The following is a 15,925-nucleotide window of genomic DNA, read 5'->3' as shown; positions in this document are numbered from 1 at the left end:
CGACACACCATCCCGCCCACGCGTTCGAACTCCGCTCATGACACGCACTCCGCGAATCCAACCGCTCCTCCGCCGCTGCGCGCTGCTGATCGCGTGCTGCGCGTCGGCTGCCTCCGCGCATGCGGCCAAACCGCTGCTCACGTTCAAGGTCAACGACGCCGTCACGGCCCGTGTCGAACACGCCGACGGCACGCGCATCACGATCCGCTTCCTGCCGAGCGGCAAAACGCAGGTGCTCGACGTCGGCATCTCCGACGAGGAAGGCCACTACCGGCTTACGTCCGACGACTACAACTTCGACGGCCACCGCGATCTCGCCGCCTATGCGCCGCTCGGGATGGTCAACGAGCGCTCCGGCATCTTCCTGTATGACGCCGCGCATCAGCGGTTCGAGCCGCTGAACCTGCCGGCGGCCAGCATGCCGCACGGCAACTGCGACGATCTGATCAACGTCCAGGCGAAGCCGAACGAGCGCACGCTGTACAGCTCGTGCCGGGGCGGGCCGATCTGGTACACCGACGCCTACCGCTTCGACGGCACCGGCCGGATGTATCTCCATCAGTCCAGCGACGCGATTCCGGACGATCTGCACGAACTGTTCGACGGCGACTCGGGCCCGCCGTCGATGCTGCTGACCTATGACGCGCACGGCAAGCGCGTCTCGCGCCGCCCCGACGCATACGGCGGCGGCAAGGTCACGTTCAAGGTGCGCCCGGCGCGCCTGCCGTTGCACGACGCGATGAACGACGCGCCGACGCGCCGCTATGTCGTCGCCGGCGATACGCTGGAACTGATCGACGCCAGCGCCGACTTCCAGTGGCTGAAGGTGCTGTATCGCAATCCGCGCGGCGGCAGCTCGCAGGGCTGGGTCAGCGCGAAGGAAGCGACCGGCAACTGAGCCACGATGCGGTGCCGGCCTTCTCCACGCGCACCGCCCTTTCCCACATACTGAGCGCATCATGTCCCATTAATAGGGATGCCTGTCCAAATGTTGACGCGCTTCGCTCCACGGCCCTAACGTTCGCCCAATGCCATTGGATCCGGCCGCACCACCTCGCGGGTGTCGGCCGGCACAGAACACAGGAGACGACCGTGGCCCATTCCGCGTCACGCACGCATGCCAGCCCGTCGGCGCACACGCGCGCTGACACCGCCCACGATTCCGCAGCCCGCGCGTCCGCGCCCGCAGCCGCCACCTTCACCACGCCGCCGAGCCGCAAGCGCCTGATCATCCTCGCGCTGCTGTTCGTCACGGTGGTGATCAACTATCTCGACCGCAGCAACCTGTCGATCGCCGCGCCCGCGCTGTTCAAGGAATTGAACATCGACCCGGTTCGCGCGGGCCTCGTGTTTTCCGCGTTCGGCTGGACCTATGCGTTGATGCAGATCCCCGGCGGCTGGCTCGTCGACAAGGTGTCACCGCGCGTGCTGTATGCGGGCGCGCTCGCGCTGTGGTCGGCCGCGACGCTGCTGCTCGGCTTCGCCGGCTCGTTCGTCGGGCTGGTCGTGCTGCGGCTCGCGGTGGGCGCGCTCGAAGCGCCGGCCTATCCGATCAACAATCGCGTGGTCACGACGTGGTTCCCGACCCGCGAGCGCGCCAGCGCGATCGGCGGCTACACGTCCGGGCAGTTCGTCGGCCTCGCGTTCCTCACGCCGGTGCTTGCATGGCTGCAAGTGCATCTCGGCTGGCACATGGTGTTCGTCGCGACCGGGCTCGTCGGCATCGCATGGGCCGCGATCTGGTATGCCGTGTATCGCGAGCCGCGCGCGTTTCGCGGTGTCAACACGGCCGAGATCACGCTGATCCGCGACGGCGGCGGCCTCGTCGATCTCGAGGACCGCGTCGCCGCGCGCACCGAACGCACGCCGTCGACGTGGCGCGACCTCGGCGTCGTGCTCGGCCGGCGCAAGCTGTGGGGCATCTATCTCGGCCAGTTCGCGCTGAACTCGACGCTGTGGTTCTTCCTCACGTGGTTCCCGACTTACCTCGTCAAGTATCGCGGGATGGATTTCATCAAGTCGGGCTTTCTCGCGTCGCTGCCGTTTCTCGCCGCGTTCGTCGGCGTGCTGTGCTCGGGCGTGCTGTCGGACTGGCTGATGCGGCGCGGCGCGTCGCAGGGCTTCGCGCGCAAGCTGCCGATCATCTCGGGACTGCTGATCTCGACCTGCATCATCGGCGCGAACTATGTCACGTCGACGGGCTGGGTGATCGCGTTCATGACGATCGCATTCTTCGGCAACGGCTTCGCGTCGATCACGTGGTCGCTCGTGTCGGGCCTCGCGCCCGCGCGGCTACTCGGCCTCACGGGTGGCGTGTTCAACCTGATCGGCAACCTGTCCGCGATCGCGACGCCGATCGTGATCGGCCTGCTCGTCGACGGCGCGGACTTCTCGCGCGCGATCACCTATATCGCCGCGATGGCGCTCGCGGGCAGCCTGTCGTACGGGCTGCTGGTCGGCAAGGTCGAACGCATCGACGCCTGAGTCGTCGCGCGGGCTACGCGGGCAGCGCGACCGCGTCGATGTTGGACGCGCGCAGCAGATCCTCGCTCCGAACGCGTTGACGATCGGCTTGTCGCTCGCGCTGCGCATCCATCGCGAGATGCAGCGGCACACGTCGAAGCCGAAGGTCGTGCCGGCGACGGCCTTCACGAGCCCGCGCTGCTCGACTTGCTCCGCATCATGCGCGGGCAGGTAGCCGTGATGCCCGCGCGACAGGATCGGAATCGTCGCCGCCGCTATGCCGTCCGCGCTCGCGGTCACGCGTCATCTCGCCGATCCATTCGATGTCGGCGTCGCATTCCACGTTGCTCGTCGTTACCCATTTATACTGCCCCGGTATGCCCCTTCGTTGGGGGACAAGCTGCGTTTTCCGGGGCAGGACGGCTGACAAGACACCTGCCGGTATTTCCCCTGAATGACGATTTCGGCTTCCGGCGCTAGAATCGCGCCCGCTTTTCATCGGCGAACCGCATGCTGCCCGACGTGAACTCCTCCCACCGCGACACCGATCGCTTCAACGTGTCGTTCAAGGCGCTCGGCGAATTGATCGAGACGGTCGGCACGCCGCACTTCGTGCCGCGTCTCGCGCAACTGCTGAACGATGTGGTGCCGCTCGACGTCGCGCACATCGAACGTTCGCGCGTCGATGGCGCGATGCCGACCGGCTATCGCTGCGAATGGATCGGCAGCAGCGGCATCGGCGCCGGGACTGATACCGCCGAAATCTCCGACGTGATGACGCTCTACTACGAGCGCTTTTTCGACAGCGATCCGCTGTTCGCGGGGCTGCGCGGCAAGACGGGCACGCTGCTCGTCGTGCGCGACATCGCGGCGATCCCTCCGGGCGAGTTCCGCCAGCGACTGTTCGACGACGTGCGTATCGGCCACGAATGCGTGCTCGCGCGCGGCACCCGCTATGCGCAGCATTCGATCGCGCTCGAACGCGGCCGCGACCGTCCGCCGTTCACGCTCGCCGAGATGAGCCGCTTTCGCAGCATCAGCGACGTGCTGTTCCCGTTGCTCGAACTGCACGCGTCGACCACCGCCGCGCGGCGCATCGCGCATCCGACGCCCGACGTGCATCCGCTCGCGCAGTTCGATGCGCGGATCGCGGCCGACGGCGTGAAACTGTCGAAGCGTGAATACGAAACCTGCAAGCACCTGATCTCCGGCAAGACCGTGCCGGAGACCGCCGAGATCCTCGGCGTGCGGGTCGCGTCGGCCGAATCGTACGTGAAGCGCGCGTTCGCGAAGCTCGGCGTGCGCACGAAGCGCGAGCTCGCCGCATGGGGCGCGTTCGTTGGCTGAGCGCGCCGATGAGACGGTTGCGACGCGCCATGCGCGTTGAGATTCGTCGATGCGAACGTTGTGACTTCAAGATTTTCGCGCCCGCGCTCACCCTCTACGATCGATCGCTTTTCCCCGTACCTGCGCGGCTATCGGCAACTGCGCCACGCGATGCGGGCGATCGTTTGACCAGGGCGGCCGTTCGGACCGTTGGCGACGACCGGGTTTCCTCGGCAGCCAGCTGCGCGCGGCGCTGTCAGTAACGATGTGCGGCCGCTTCGGCGGCGGTATCGTGGTACTCGGCAAACTTCGCGATCTTCCCGCTTTCGATAGTGAACACGTGCACCCAGTCGTCCTCGTACGTGCGCCCGGTCGACAGCACATGCCAGCGCTGCGTGCCGAGCACGACGACCCGCTTGCCGCTGGCGATGAACTCGAGCGGCTCAAACCGTTCCGCGGTCTGCGTCGCCGCAAGCGCAGCGAAGAACGTCGCGACGTCTCGCGGCCCGCGTCTCCTGCCGACGAACGGTACGACGTCGGCCGGCCCCGGGATGAACCAGTCGATGTTTTCGGACAGCGTCTGCAGGACGCCGCCGATATCACCCCGGCCGAACGCCGCGTACGCCTCCTGCACCAGTTGCACATTGCTTTGCTCGCTCATCGCACCCTCCCGCCATCGCCGGTTCCCCGCGTTGCGGCGCGGAAATCCGGCCGCAGACAATTCAGCATAGTCGGAGGGCGGGACGCCACGCACAAGGTTCGCAAGCAATCGGGTGGCGTGGATTCGGTATGACGGTATGAGCAATTCACGGTACCGCTATCTTGCCGCGATGCGCGGCGCGGTCACCGCGCTGGAGCGCGTCGACGTGCTGCTGCTCGGGCCATGCGTCGAACACGTGATCGAGCAGCACACGCCCGAATCGGCCGCCCGCTGCTGAGCCGCGAACCGTACGTTGCACTGTTGATCGACGACGGCAGCGCCGCCGCGTCGAGTTTGCATCAATCGGCATTCCATTATTCGGATTCCTCTCTACCCTCTTCCACAGGCGCGTGCAGAACCGTCGACAAATCCCAATCCGATGGTGACAACCGAACTGCGGCGAGGTCCGCGCCGATATCCCGCATAATCGGGCGTTGAACGGCGCCGCGGGGGGGAAGGATTGTGCGAGCGCAGCCACTCGAGACAGGACACCGACACATGGACCGAGCCGAGCACATCAGCATCGAACAGGCGGTCGATCTGCCCGCCGACGAACTGAACGGATGCGACTTCTCGTTCGAGATCGCGTGGGAACTGAACGCGCCGTACCGGGATCTGCTCGATTTGCGCGCGCTGCCCGTGCGACGCAAGGACTACGGCTTCGATCCGGCCGGCTGGGCGCGCGAGGCGTGCGGCGGCACCGCGCTGTTCCGCGCGACCGCAGGCGGGCGGCTCGCCGGTTTCGTCGCGATCACCGAAAGCTGGAACGGGATGGCCGAGATCGCGGAACTCGCGGTCGATCGCGCGTGCCGGCGGCAAGGAATCGGTCAGTACCTGCTGGCGGCCGCGGAAGCGTGGGCGCGCAGCCGTGGGTTCGGCTTCATGCGGCTGGAAACGCAGGCGAACAACGTCGCGGCCTGCTGCACGTACGCCCGCGCGGGCTTCGTCGTGGGCGGCCACGACCGCTTCCTGTACGCCGACGGCGTGAACGACGGGGAAGTCGCGCTGTTCTGGTACAAGGATCTGCGCGACGGCCAGACCGCGAAGAGCCGGACCGTCGATCCGGAATCGATGCGGCCGTTGTCCTGACGCGCTACAACCTACCGCCCCGACATCAATCTTGCTGTTGCATTACTTCCGTGTCGCGACGATGAACAGTCGCGGAAACGGCAGCAGCACGGTGCCGGTGTCGAGCACCGGATAGCCGTCCGGTCCCGTGAGCGCATCGCGATAGCGCGCGATGAACGCGTCGCGTTCGCTGTCGTCGTCCAGCGCCGCGAGGAACGGCCGCAGCGCGCTGCCCTTGAACCATTCGACGACCGCAGCGGCGCCGCCGCTCAACGGATGATAGTAAGTCGTGCGCCATACATCGACTCGCGAACACATCGGCGACAGCAACGTGTAGTAGTACCGCGCATCGAACCGCTCGGTGCGCGCTGCGTCTTGCAGCTTGTCCGCCCACGGCCCGGCCGCGGCGACCTCGCGCATCAGCCGGTGCGCGGGTTCGTCGAGATTGTCGGGCATCTGCACCGCGAGATGGCCGCCCGGCGCGAGCCAGCCGACGAGTGACGGAAACAGCGTGTCGTGCGCGGGCACCCACTGCAGCACCGCGTTCGACAGAATCAGGTCATAGCCGCCCGGATCGCTCCAGGTCGAAACATCCGCCAGATCAAAACGCAGCGCGGGCAGGCGCTTGCGTGCAGCCGCGATCATGTCCGGCGACGCGTCGATGCCGCGGACCGTCGCGTCGGGCGCACGCGCAATCAGCGCCTCGGTCGAATTGCCCGGCCCGCATCCGACGTCGATCGCGGTACGGATCGGCGTATCGGGCACCGCGGCGAGCAGGTCGCGCACAGGCCGTGTGCGTTCGTCTTCGAATCGCACATACTGTTTCGCGTATTGATCGGGTGGGGTCGTCACGGTAGGCCTCCTGGTCGGCGTGGACGGCGTCGGGAGATAGACAGCCGGCGATGCAACACATTCTGCGATTTCGGCGTTCGTCAGTAAAATGAATTCAATATCGCCATTGATTCATATTTCTGATGAAAATCGATACGCTTGGTGTCCAGGCTTTCGTCGCGATCGCCGATGGCGGCAGCTTCAGGCAGGCCGCCGACACGCTGCACGTCACGCAAACGGCGATCACGCAACGGTTGCGCAAGCTCGAGTTGTTTCTCGGCGTCGCGCTGGTCGAGCGCACGACGCGCCGCACCACCCTCACCGAAATCGGCCGACGTTTCCTGCCGCAGGCCCGCCGCCTGCTGAACGAGCTGTCGGATGCGCTGACCGAAATCCGCGAGACGGGCCTGAGCCAGCGCGGCGACGTGACGATCGCATGTGTGCCGACCGTCGGCGTGCAGTATCTCCCCCGCATTCTGCGCGCGTTCTCCGGGCACCGGCCGCACGATCGCGTGAAGATCCTCGATCATGCATCGGCGTCGGTGCTGCAAGCCGTGCTGCGGCGTGAAGCGGAATTCGGGATCAGCATCGCCGGCGACCAGCATCCCGAACTCGTCAGCGTGCCGCTCACGCATGATCCGTACGTGCTCGTCTGCCGCGACGATCATCCGCTCGCGAAGCGGCGGCGGATCCGCTGGGCGGCGCTGCAGCCGCATCCGCTGATCTTCGCGGGCGAAGTGAGCGGCAATCGCGGGCTGCTCGACGGTGCGCTGAAGACGAGCGGCGTGTCGCTGCATTCGTTCTACGAGGTGCAGCGCAGTTCGACCGCGCTCGGGCTTGTCGCGGAAGGTCTTGGCGCGGCCGTGGTGCCGAAGCTCGCGGTCCAGAAGAACGCGTATCCGATGATCCGCACGATCGAGCTCGTCGAACCGTCGGTGTCGCGCACGCTCGTGCTGGTCAAGCGCAAAGCCGCGCAGTTGTCGCCCGCGGCGCAGGCGCTGTATGACATGATCGTCGAGCGCGCGACGCCGGGGCGGTGACTCGGGCGATGTCGCTCAAAGCGTCTTGACCATGAACACGCGCGCCGCGCCTTCCGGCTCGCACGGCACTTCGCCGAATACCTCGTAGCCGTGCTTGCGGGAGAAATCCGGCGCCTGGAAGGTGATCGTGTACAGCACTGCGCGCGCGCAGCCGCGCCGCTTCGCCTCCGCTTCGGCGTCGTGCAGCAGCCTGCTGCCAAAGCCGCCGCCGCGCAGCGATTCCGGCAGGTAGAAGAGATCGATGAAGAACAAGCCGAGCGACGTCCGCCCGGTGAGGCCACCCAATACCTCGCCGGTCGCGGGATCGGTCACGTAGACGTCGAGCGCCGCCGTGTCGGCGCGGCCCGTCATCGCGTGATTGAATTCGCCGAGCTTGCGGCTGATGAAGTCGCGGGCGGACGGCTGCTCGGTGTCGGTCAACTGAACGGAAACGGCGGGATGCGCGGTCATGGAATGAAGGCGTGCGTGAATGGACGGCCGGACTTGCGGAGCGTCCGCAGCGGGTGTCGCACGACTATAGCGCGTCAGGCGTTTGCGCGACGCGAGGCGGGCTTGCGGGTGCGCGGCCCACGCGTACGCCTCCGGCCCCGGGGGCGCTCGCGACGTCCGTGCGGCTTACGTCAATCAGATCGATGATTTCGGAGCCGGAGGCGCGTATGCGAATGAGTCACAAGGCGGCAGCGGCATCGTATGCTGTCTCGAGGTACCGCCGGGAAAGAAACCGGGCACATCGGGATCGCGTACGACCTGACTCGCGAAGAGGCGCAACGAAATCGACCGAATGAAATTTACGAGGCAGATATTCCGATACCCACACTGCCGGGCAAGCATTGCGGATAAGTCGCGTTCCACTTTCTTCCCGACAGGAAAATTGTCTCGCAATGGGTTGCTCGCCCGATCGGCGCGCATGTTCCGGACACCCGCTAGACGGGCGAATTTGATGGATCGATCGATGGAATCATGGACATGTTGAGCGTGATGCGCCGTATCGTTCGCAAACCGATCGTGGTCGCCGTCGGACTACTTGGTAGCGCGTGGTGGGTGCATGCTCAGATTCAGAGCTATGGCCCATACCGCGTCATCGGATACAACTTCGCCGATCGCAGTATCTACAGCGTCAACATTGACGGATTTGGTGCAGGTAACGTTCGCGCACACCAAGCCGGTGGTGGCGGTGGAACCGTGTGCTGCATGGAAGTCCCGCGCAACAAGAAGACCTGGCACATCAAGCTTCGGTACGAATTGACGCCCGAGCAGTACAGGAACAATCTGCCTAACGACGTTTTCGAAACGGACATCGCCATTCCGCCGCTTCCCGACAAGCATGGTGGGTATATCGAGTTTTACTTCCGACCGGAACATAAGATCGAGGCGCGATGGGCAGCATCCCCGACAGATCCACGCAACCCGAATACCACGGGCAATGCGTTGTCTGCGAACTGAGTGGCAAGAACATCGACATGTTGAATTTTCTGCACCGCCTCATTCGTAACCCGATCGCGATCGCGGCATTGCTGCTCGCGGGTTCATGGGGTACGCACGCGCAGATGGCAAGCTACGGTCCTTATCGCGTCGTGGGTTTCAACTACACCGATCGAAGCATTGCGTTTTTTACGATCGATGGATTCGGAGCCGGCGGTGTCAACGCGCATGAATCCAGTGGCGGTGGAGGAACGGTATGTTGCATGAGCGTGCCGCGAAACGGGAAAATGTGGCATATCAAGATCGCCTACGAACTGACACAGGAGCAGTACAAAAAAGATTTGCCGAACGACGTATACGAAACTGACATTCCTGCCCCATCGTTGCTCAACAAACACGACGGATACATCGAATTTCATTTTCTGCCTGATCGCCGGATCGAAGCCAAATGGGTAAAGTATCCGGCGGGCCTGCACAACTCGAGTACAACGCACAACGCGTCGTCCACGACGAACTGAGCGGCTGGAACACCAATATGCAGGATCTTCTTCGCCGCCTCATTCACAACCCGATCGGGATCGCCGTGCTGCTACTTGGCGGGGCATGTTGGGCGCATGCGCAAACCGCGAACTACGGCCCGTATCGCGTCATCGGATACAACTATACGGACAGAAGCATCTACAGTTTCACGATCGACGGATTCGGGGCCGGCGGCTCTACCGCCCACAAACCTGGCGGCGGCGGGAAGTCCGTATGCTGCATGGAAGTCCCGCGGGGCAAAAAGATCTGGCACGTCAAGATCGAGTACGAGTTGACCCAGGAGCAGTACAAGAACAACTTGCCGTCTGACGTTTACGAAACGGACATTCCTGTACCAGCCTTGCCGAACAAATCGCAGGGATACATCGAATTCCATTTCCTGCCTGATCGCAAGATCGAAGCCAAATGGGTCGAGTCCCCGACAGATCCACGCAACGCAAATACAACTAGCAATGCGTCGTTCGCGACGAATTAAACGACAGGAACAACGACATGCCGAATTTTCTTCGCCGCCTCATTCGCAACCCGATCGTCGTCGCCGTCGTGCTGCTGGGTGGCGCATGGTGGGTGCATGCACAGACCGCCAGCTACGGCCCCTATCACGTGGTGGGTTTCAACTACACCGACCGTGGCGTCTACAACTTTGTCGTCGACGGCTTCGGCGCCGGCAGCGTGCACGCCCGCCAGTTCGGCGGTGGCGGCGGTACGGTCTGCTGCATGGAAGTGCCGCGCAACAAGAAGACCTGGCACCTCAAGGTCACATACGATCTGACGCCTGAGGAAGATGCAAAGAACATGTCGCCGGAAATCTACGAGACGGACATCGCCGTCCCGGAGTTGCCGGACAAGCGTGACGGCTATATCGAGTTTCATTTTCTGTCCGGCCGCAAGATTGAAGCCCAATGGGTCAAGTATCCGACGATGCCGCGCATGCGCGCCAACAACTAGTCGAGCGAGGAAATCATGCCGAATGGAACCGCAGCCGCGCAAGGTGCCACGCAAAACCAATCCGAATCCGGCGCCGCAGCGTCTCGCATCGCACGCGCCGCGAGCGTCAGTGCTCAATTGCCGGCCGATCCGCCGAGTCCGTGCTTCCGCTGCAATCAGGAGATCTATCAAAGCTTCTTCTTCGACGGTTTCGCGCAAGGAATGACTGACACCGATCGACTGTCGAATATCGCGCGCCTCTTCAACGCGCATGCGGACAGCAGCGACGAGTTCGGCATCTACAAGATGTATTACGAGGGCATGGGTCGCGACCTGTCGGTGAAAACCGTCGGTACGGCCAAGAAGATCGTGACCGACTCCAGCAACGCACTCCTCAAGGAAGCCGACAGCAAGGTGATCAAGGAGCCGGGCAAGAAGATCGCCGCCGACATTGGCCAGCGATTTCGCGACACCGCTGCGGACAAAGGCCTGCTGACGCGAGGCAAGTCGTCGATCCTGGACGGACTGGACCATGCGGGCGAGACCGCGCGAGGCCAGATCAGGAAATCGCTGACGCCTAAGAAAGTCGGCGCCGATCTGCTGCCGGCCGCCGTGACGATCGCGGCAGACTCCGTCCCGGTCGTCCGCGACAGCGAATTCGCGGCCGGCTACATGGGCACGGGTTTCGATGCACGCGTCAACAAGGCGATCGCCGATTTCAAGGGCAACGTCGATCATGCACGGGCAGCCGACAATCGCGAAATCAAGCGCATCCGTGTGTCACTGTTCGGCTATGACCGTGGCGGCGTCATTGCCCGGAAGTTCGCGAACGAACTGATCGAAAAGGCCTGCAAGAAGAAGGACGGGAAAATCACTTACGACGGAATCGAAGTCCAGTTCGATTTCATGGGACTCTTCGACTGCGTATCGACTTCATACGCGGATTCGATTTTCGCCAAAGTCGTCGCGCCGGTGCTGGGTGTCGTTCCCGGAGAGGGGAAAGTCGCCAGCCTCAGCATCAAGGGATTGAGCCTTTTCGTCGCACTGTCCAAGCAATCGCTCGGTCAATTCGATATCCAGAAGGAATTCAAGTCGATCGTCCACCACGTCGCCGCGACCGAGCTGCGCTTTTACAAGAATCTGGATTCGCCCCGAAAATCGGCGGATCACGCCAATCTTCAGGAAATCGTCTATCCCGGCAGTCAGTCGGATGTCGGCGGCGGATTCGTTGAAGGAGAGGATCAGAAATCGGCCGAACTCGCGCGCGTATCCGCCCGCAACATGCTGGACCGCGCGTGGTCGGCCGGCGTACCGATGCTGCCGCTTGCGAAGTTGCGGACGGTCTCGCCAATAGCCGCACGCGAATTCGACTATCGGAAGACCGTCAATGTCAACGGCAAGGATCTCAACGTCAACGACCTGTTCGGCGCGTATACCGCCATGCTGCCGAAATCGAACGGCCCACTCGAAACGCACTTCCTCGAACACCAGAAATTGTTCGTGTCATGGGCACGTCATGTCCACGATCGCACTGCGCACGAAAGTACCGGCAACAACCTGTTCATCAACACCGTGGACGCCAACGTCTACAACGCCGTCTTCCCGCACGGTGGTGGGTTGCCGAACTACGAAGGCCGTGACTGGTACTACAAGAGCCAGGATCCTACCTCCAAGGTTCCGCAGCTCACCTTCGGCGAGCGCCGTACGGTCGACGACATTTCGGACAAGACGGTGCGCGCATTGGCTACCGCATGGGTACATCCGCCGAAGCTGTCACCAGAAGTGATCGCGTTCTTCGACAACTTCGTGCACAACACGATTACCCGGCTCAACAATGTGTCGCTCGGCGACGGCGTATTCATGCAGCTTCGCGAAATCGAGGAGAAAGGCTGGGTCGCGCGCAAGACCGACGCGGCAAAGGACTACGTCAAGAAAGTCCTCGCCAATGTGTCGAAGAACATCAAGGATACGCAGGACGAATACGTCAGGCAGGTCACATCGGGCCAGATTCCGCACGGCGCTTCGATCGGCGATCTCTCCGGCGACTGAGCAGCTGCCCGAAGCAATACCATCCCCTGCCACGCCGGCAGGCAATGCGAAACCACCCGGCGCGCACGCGACCGGGTGGCGCCCACATTCAATCCCGCGTCAGTTATACCCAAGAATCGCCACCGCCGCGACATCCGGCCGATCCATCGTGCTGCCGACGAGCGACGTCATCGGCTCCTGCAGCACGGCCTGATACGACGTCACGTGCACTTCTTCCGGCGCGCCGGATTCGTCCCACATCGGCTCGTCGAATGCATCGAGGCCAGTGAAAAACTGAGCTTGCGTTTGCGTAAAAGTCATCTCCACTCCTTTTGATATGTCATTGATGTTCTAATTCGCCTGCTTCAACGCCGCCGCATGCACCGTCGGCACGGATGCACCATCATGCGCGGCCTCCGACCGCGCGAGCTGCGCGCGCGTGCGTCGCGTGATGTGAATCACCGCGAACACGACCGGCGCGATCAGCAGGCCTTCCGCCAGTTCGGGATCGACCGGCAGGTTCATCACGTGCAGCGCCTTGAACGCCGCGGTCGCAAGCGACAACACGTAGTACGAAATGGCTGCCACCGACAGCCCTTCGACGGCGTGCTGCAGATGAAGCTGATTGCGTGCGGTCCGCTCCATACCGACCAGCAGCCGCGTCACGTCCTTTTCCTGCGCAAGATTCACGCGCGTGCGCAGCAGGTCGACCGCTCGCGCAATCCGCGCGGCGATCTGCTCATGGCGCGCCCACACGCTGCGGCAGGTTTCCATCGCCGGCGCGAAGCGCCGCTCCATGAATTCCGCGATCGTCGGCATCCCTTCGATGCGCTCCTCGCGCAATTCGTGGATGCGCGCCAGCACGAGCTTTTCGTATGCGCGCGACGCGCTGAAGCGGCCTCCGGACCCCGACAGCGCTTCGACCCGCACCGCCAGATGCGTGAGCTTCACGAGCAGGGCAGCGTCGTCGCCTTCGGCGCCGCTCGCGTCCATCCGCTGCATCAGCGCATGCAGCGCCGCGTGAATCTCGTCGAGTTCGCGGCTCATCCGCCGCGCGACCGGCAACGCGAGCAGCGCCATCATCCGGTACGTCTCGATTTCATACAGACGCTGCAGCAGCCGCCCGCCCTGCTCCTCGCGGAAATCCTCGTCGACGACGAGAAAGCGCATGAAGCCGTCGTCGCGCACATGCCAGTCGCAGAACACCTTGCCGCCGCCGAGCACGTTGCTGCCGACGAGCGCGGGCCCGTCGATCCAGCGGCGCAGGTCGCCGCACACGAGCCGCGCGGCGTCGCCCGACAGCAACTCCATGCGCACCGCGACAAAGCGGATGCCCGCGAGCCGCGCGAACCAGGCGGCCGGAATCCCGTCGATCGCGAGATCGTCGAAATAGCCGGTGTCGCGACGCGGCGCGACGAACGTGAAGGTCGAGAATTCGGTGTGGCGCTCCCACTTCAGATGCCAGCCGCACGGCGACTGCACCGCGTAGTGGGTCGCGCCGTCTTGCGGCACGGCGATGCCGGTGTCGCGGCACAGCGCGTGCAGCAGCGTTTCGTGGATGTCGGGCTGGCCGTCGGTATAGATCGCGTAATGCGTGAGCGACACGGCCTCGGCGAGCCGCAGGAATGGCCGGGCATGCAATTCGGCGGCCAGTGCGGCGCGCAACGGATGATCCATCATCGGTACACCACTCTTCCCTGTTCAACGCCGCATGCCGGCACGCCGGCTTGATTGCCCGACCACATCGAACGATACGGCGGGCTCGATTCCACTATGGCAGACACATAGCGACAATAAAAACGCATAATGCTGATCGTTACGTTCAGTTTTCCTGATACCGATGAAGATGCTCGATCACGACGTGCTGGCCACCGTCGTCGCCGTCGCGGAAACGGGCAACATGACCCGCGCGGCCGAAGCGGTGAACCGCTCGCAGTCGGCCGTGAGCATGCAGATCAAGAGCCTCGAGGACGCGATCGGCCGGCCGCTGTTCGTGCGCAAGCCGCGCAGCATCGTGCTGACGCGCGAAGGCGAGGTCCTGCTGGGATTCGCCAGACGAATGCTGGCGCTGCGCGACGAGGCGTGGGCGGCCGTGGTGCGGCCGGAAGTGACCGGTAAGGTGGTGATCGGCGTGCCGGACGACTATGCGTCGTCGCTGCTGCCGTCGGTGCTGAAGAAGTTCTCGGCGACCTATCCGAAGGTCGAGATCCAGGTGATCGGGCTGCCGAGCAGCGCGCTCGCGCCGCTCCTGAAGGAGGGCACCGTCGATCTCGTATGCGGCACGCGCATCAAGGGGCTGTCCGGCGACTTCATCCGCCACGAGCCGATGGCGTGGGCCGCGATGACGAACGGGCCGCGCGTTTGGGAAGAACGGCCGCTGCCGATCGCGGTGTTCATGCCGGGCAGCGTCGCGCGCGAGAACGCGATCCGCAGCCTCGAACGCGCGAAGCTGCCGTTCCGCACTTCCTATGAAAGCCCGAGCCTGCTCGGGTTGCTCAGCATGGTCGAGGCAGGCCTTGCGGTCGCGCCGCTCGCGCGCTGCGCGATTCCCGCGCAACTGTCGATGCTCGGCCGCTCGCACGGGTTGCCCGACCTGCCGCCGCTCGAGCTGATCCTCGCGCGCAGCACGAAATCGAAGCGTCCGCCATGCGACTTTCTCGCGGATCAGTTGATGGAAGACCTGCAGCGGCAAACCGGTCAGGCCGGCGATGCCTGAAGTGTGAGCGGGCGGGCGCCGGCAGCGCCGTCACGAACCGCCCGGCTGCGGATGGCCGGCTGCGAGCAACGCGGCGTTGACGATGCCTGCCACGGTGTCGACGAGCGCCTCGAGCGTGTCGCCGTGCACGTGCCGCGTGGCCGGCGGAACGCATTCGTTGCGGCGGCCGCCCCACTGCGACCCGGCCGTCACCGACAGCGTCGCGCCGAACCGGTTGCCGTGGCGTCGACCGAAGATGCCGACGCGCTGCTCGCCCATATACGCCTGCTCGGGCAAAAACAGCCGGATCTCGACCGCGACCTGCTCGGGATCGCCGGCGCGCGTGTTCGCATCGACGCCGGGCTCGAATACCTTCGCGACGCGAAACGTCACGTGCGAATCCCACGCGGCCAGCGGGCCGCCGGCCGCGTCGACACGTTCGATGTCGACCGACCATTGATGGCGATCCGGCAACCGGATCGCCTGGCGCAGCAGCACGTCCGCCGCGCGAACCGTCACCAGCAACTGCCGGGCGAGCTGTCTGCCCGACGGCAGTGTCACCACGCGCACGCGACGGCTAGCGGGACGCGCGGTGTGTACTTCTTCCGTGAGGTACATGGATCCTCCTTGGCGAAGGCAGCGCCGCATTCGACGCGGCGCACAAACGTCCGCTGCGACCGGCCGGCGGAGCCCGGCGGCCGATAAAACGGCGACGAATCGACTGCAAGCAATCGGTGTTCCCGGCCTGACGAACCCAGTTTAGAAGGCACCGCATCAATACCGTGCAAAAAAACGGGGTTGCGGTGCAAAAAACGGCATGCGGGCTGCGCTGCCGGTGCCCGTCAACGCTGACAGGACCACCGCCCACGCTGCGCCGATACACTG

At 64.2% G+C, this 15,925-nt stretch carries 18 protein-coding genes and 1 pseudogene; 12 read left to right on the top strand and 7 right to left on the bottom strand.

What is annotated here, in order from left to right; genetic code table 11:
* The first annotated feature begins 37 nt into the window (after positions 1-37).
* On the top strand, positions 38-898 hold the full coding sequence (locus ACP26O_RS23715; protein WP_175664470.1) for an XAC2610-related protein: 861 nt from the start codon (positions 38-40) through the stop codon (positions 896-898).
* 194 nt (positions 899-1,092) lie between these two features.
* Positions 1,093-2,484 (top strand): MFS transporter, encoded by a 1,392-nt coding sequence (locus ACP26O_RS23710; protein ID WP_175664469.1) that lies wholly within the window; start codon positions 1,093-1,095, stop codon positions 2,482-2,484.
* A gap of 13 nt (positions 2,485-2,497) precedes the next feature.
* Here the strand turns inward: ACP26O_RS23710 and ACP26O_RS23705 are convergent.
* Positions 2,498-2,766: pseudogene (locus ACP26O_RS23705) on the bottom strand (LysR family transcriptional regulator); the annotation flags it as partial.
* Positions 2,767-2,973: 207 nt separating this feature from the next.
* Between ACP26O_RS23705 and ACP26O_RS23700 the strand changes: the two are divergent.
* Complete coding sequence (locus tag ACP26O_RS23700) at positions 2,974-3,810, top strand: helix-turn-helix transcriptional regulator (RefSeq protein WP_175664468.1); 837 nt, start codon at positions 2,974-2,976, stop codon at positions 3,808-3,810.
* A gap of 235 nt (positions 3,811-4,045) precedes the next feature.
* On the opposite strand, the gene ACP26O_RS23695 is transcribed toward ACP26O_RS23700, so the two are convergent.
* Complete coding sequence (locus tag ACP26O_RS23695; RefSeq protein WP_138849892.1) at positions 4,046-4,450, bottom strand: nuclear transport factor 2 family protein; 405 nt, start codon at positions 4,448-4,450, stop codon at positions 4,046-4,048.
* A gap of 136 nt (positions 4,451-4,586) precedes the next feature.
* Between ACP26O_RS23695 and ACP26O_RS23690 the strand changes: the two genes are divergently transcribed.
* Both ACP26O_RS23690 and ACP26O_RS23685 read left to right on the top strand, forming a co-directional pair.
* A complete protein-coding gene (locus tag ACP26O_RS23690) occupies positions 4,587-4,727 on the top strand; it encodes a hypothetical protein (RefSeq protein ID WP_175664195.1) in 141 nt (46 codons plus the stop codon).
* 260 nt (positions 4,728-4,987) lie between these two features.
* Positions 4,988-5,578, top strand: coding sequence for a GNAT family N-acetyltransferase (locus ACP26O_RS23685; RefSeq protein WP_011660099.1), 591 nt, complete (start codon positions 4,988-4,990; stop codon positions 5,576-5,578).
* Positions 5,579-5,620: 42 nt separating this feature from the next.
* Here ACP26O_RS23685 and tam read toward each other — a convergent pair whose 3' ends face one another.
* Positions 5,621-6,409 carry a trans-aconitate 2-methyltransferase gene (gene tam, locus ACP26O_RS23680; protein ID WP_175664467.1) on the bottom strand — a complete coding sequence of 263 codons (789 nt, stop codon included), beginning with the start codon at positions 6,407-6,409 and terminating at the stop codon, positions 5,621-5,623.
* A gap of 122 nt (positions 6,410-6,531) precedes the next feature.
* Here tam and ACP26O_RS23675 point away from each other — a divergent pair, with 122 nt between their 5' ends.
* Positions 6,532-7,428: a LysR family transcriptional regulator gene (locus ACP26O_RS23675; RefSeq protein ID WP_175664466.1), complete on the top strand. Its 897-nt coding sequence runs from the start codon at positions 6,532-6,534 to the stop codon at positions 7,426-7,428.
* A 15-nt stretch (positions 7,429-7,443) separates the two neighbouring features.
* Here the strand turns inward: ACP26O_RS23675 and ACP26O_RS23670 are convergent, their stop codons facing one another.
* Positions 7,444-7,878: a GNAT family N-acetyltransferase gene (locus tag ACP26O_RS23670; RefSeq protein WP_175664465.1), complete on the bottom strand. Its 435-nt coding sequence runs from the start codon at positions 7,876-7,878 to the stop codon at positions 7,444-7,446.
* A gap of 510 nt (positions 7,879-8,388) precedes the next feature.
* On the opposite strand from ACP26O_RS23670, the gene ACP26O_RS23665 reads away from it, so the two are divergent.
* Genes ACP26O_RS23665 through ACP26O_RS23645 form a run of 5 tightly spaced genes read left to right on the top strand, consistent with a single transcriptional unit; the run spans position 8,389 to position 12,366 of the window.
* Complete coding sequence (locus ACP26O_RS23665) at positions 8,389-8,871, top strand: DUF3304 domain-containing protein (protein WP_175664464.1); 483 nt, start codon at positions 8,389-8,391, stop codon at positions 8,869-8,871.
* Between the two features lie 17 nt (positions 8,872-8,888).
* Complete coding sequence (locus tag ACP26O_RS23660; RefSeq protein WP_175664463.1) at positions 8,889-9,368, top strand: DUF3304 domain-containing protein; 480 nt, start codon at positions 8,889-8,891, stop codon at positions 9,366-9,368.
* A gap of 17 nt (positions 9,369-9,385) precedes the next feature.
* Entirely contained in the window at positions 9,386-9,865 is a 480-nt protein-coding gene (locus tag ACP26O_RS23655) for a DUF3304 domain-containing protein (RefSeq protein WP_175664499.1), read from the top strand.
* A 17-nt stretch (positions 9,866-9,882) separates the two neighbouring features.
* Positions 9,883-10,338, top strand: coding sequence for a DUF3304 domain-containing protein (locus ACP26O_RS23650; RefSeq protein WP_012365227.1), 456 nt, complete (start codon positions 9,883-9,885; stop codon positions 10,336-10,338).
* 15 nt (positions 10,339-10,353) lie between these two features.
* Positions 10,354-12,366 (top strand): phospholipase effector Tle1 domain-containing protein, encoded by a 2,013-nt coding sequence (locus ACP26O_RS23645; protein ID WP_175664462.1) that lies wholly within the window; start codon positions 10,354-10,356, stop codon positions 12,364-12,366.
* A gap of 99 nt (positions 12,367-12,465) precedes the next feature.
* Here the strand turns inward: ACP26O_RS23645 and ACP26O_RS23640 are convergent, their stop codons facing one another.
* The gene (locus ACP26O_RS23640; RefSeq protein ID WP_175664461.1) at positions 12,466-12,666 is read right to left on the bottom strand and encodes a hypothetical protein; all 201 of its coding nucleotides are present in this window, start codon (positions 12,664-12,666) and stop codon (positions 12,466-12,468) included.
* Between the two features lie 30 nt (positions 12,667-12,696).
* The gene (locus ACP26O_RS23635; protein WP_165752392.1) at positions 12,697-14,025 is read right to left on the bottom strand and encodes a DUF3422 family protein; all 1,329 of its coding nucleotides are present in this window, start codon (positions 14,023-14,025) and stop codon (positions 12,697-12,699) included.
* Between the two features lie 160 nt (positions 14,026-14,185).
* Between ACP26O_RS23635 and ACP26O_RS23630 the strand changes: the two genes are divergently transcribed.
* Entirely contained in the window at positions 14,186-15,061 is an 876-nt protein-coding gene (locus tag ACP26O_RS23630) for a LysR family transcriptional regulator (RefSeq protein WP_012365223.1), read from the top strand.
* 30 nt (positions 15,062-15,091) lie between these two features.
* Here ACP26O_RS23630 and ACP26O_RS23625 read toward each other — a convergent pair whose 3' ends face one another.
* Positions 15,092-15,658 (bottom strand): hypothetical protein, encoded by a 567-nt coding sequence (locus ACP26O_RS23625; protein ID WP_126226448.1) that lies wholly within the window; start codon positions 15,656-15,658, stop codon positions 15,092-15,094.
* Between the last annotated feature and the right edge of the window lie 267 nt (positions 15,659-15,925).

It is taken from the genome of Burkholderia sp. R-40, from assembly GCF_049942845.1.
Lineage (GTDB): Bacteria > Pseudomonadota > Gammaproteobacteria > Burkholderiales > Burkholderiaceae > Burkholderia > Burkholderia ambifaria.
This window is presented reverse-complemented; position numbering and strand designations above follow the sequence as displayed.

Bases quoted from the DNA above. Each gene is read 5' to 3' on its own strand.
- ACP26O_RS23640 (WP_175664461.1), bottom strand. From the start codon at position 12,666: ATGACTTTTACGCAAACGCAAGCTCAGTTTTTCACTGGCCTCGATGCA.
- ACP26O_RS23655 (WP_175664499.1), top strand. From the start codon at position 9,386: ATGCAGGATCTTCTTCGCCGCCTCATTCACAACCCGATCGGGATCGCC.
- ACP26O_RS23645 (WP_175664462.1), top strand. From the start codon at position 10,354: ATGCCGAATGGAACCGCAGCCGCGCAAGGTGCCACGCAAAACCAATCC.
- ACP26O_RS23650 (WP_012365227.1), top strand. From the start codon at position 9,883: ATGCCGAATTTTCTTCGCCGCCTCATTCGCAACCCGATCGTCGTCGCC.
- ACP26O_RS23685 (WP_011660099.1), top strand. From the start codon at position 4,988: ATGGACCGAGCCGAGCACATCAGCATCGAACAGGCGGTCGATCTGCCC.
- ACP26O_RS23670 (WP_175664465.1), bottom strand. From the start codon at position 7,878: ATGACCGCGCATCCCGCCGTTTCCGTTCAGTTGACCGACACCGAGCAG.
- ACP26O_RS23625 (WP_126226448.1), bottom strand. From the start codon at position 15,658: ATGTACCTCACGGAAGAAGTACACACCGCGCGTCCCGCTAGCCGTCGC.
- ACP26O_RS23660 (WP_175664463.1), top strand. From the start codon at position 8,889: ATGTTGAATTTTCTGCACCGCCTCATTCGTAACCCGATCGCGATCGCG.
- ACP26O_RS23635 (WP_165752392.1), bottom strand. From the start codon at position 14,025: ATGATGGATCATCCGTTGCGCGCCGCACTGGCCGCCGAATTGCATGCC.
- ACP26O_RS23665 (WP_175664464.1), top strand. From the start codon at position 8,389: ATGGACATGTTGAGCGTGATGCGCCGTATCGTTCGCAAACCGATCGTG.
- ACP26O_RS23715 (WP_175664470.1), top strand. From the start codon at position 38: ATGACACGCACTCCGCGAATCCAACCGCTCCTCCGCCGCTGCGCGCTG.
- ACP26O_RS23695 (WP_138849892.1), bottom strand. From the start codon at position 4,450: ATGAGCGAGCAAAGCAATGTGCAACTGGTGCAGGAGGCGTACGCGGCG.
- ACP26O_RS23675 (WP_175664466.1), top strand. From the start codon at position 6,532: ATGAAAATCGATACGCTTGGTGTCCAGGCTTTCGTCGCGATCGCCGAT.
- ACP26O_RS23700 (WP_175664468.1), top strand. From the start codon at position 2,974: ATGCTGCCCGACGTGAACTCCTCCCACCGCGACACCGATCGCTTCAAC.
- ACP26O_RS23630 (WP_012365223.1), top strand. From the start codon at position 14,186: ATGAAGATGCTCGATCACGACGTGCTGGCCACCGTCGTCGCCGTCGCG.
- ACP26O_RS23690 (WP_175664195.1), top strand. From the start codon at position 4,587: ATGAGCAATTCACGGTACCGCTATCTTGCCGCGATGCGCGGCGCGGTC.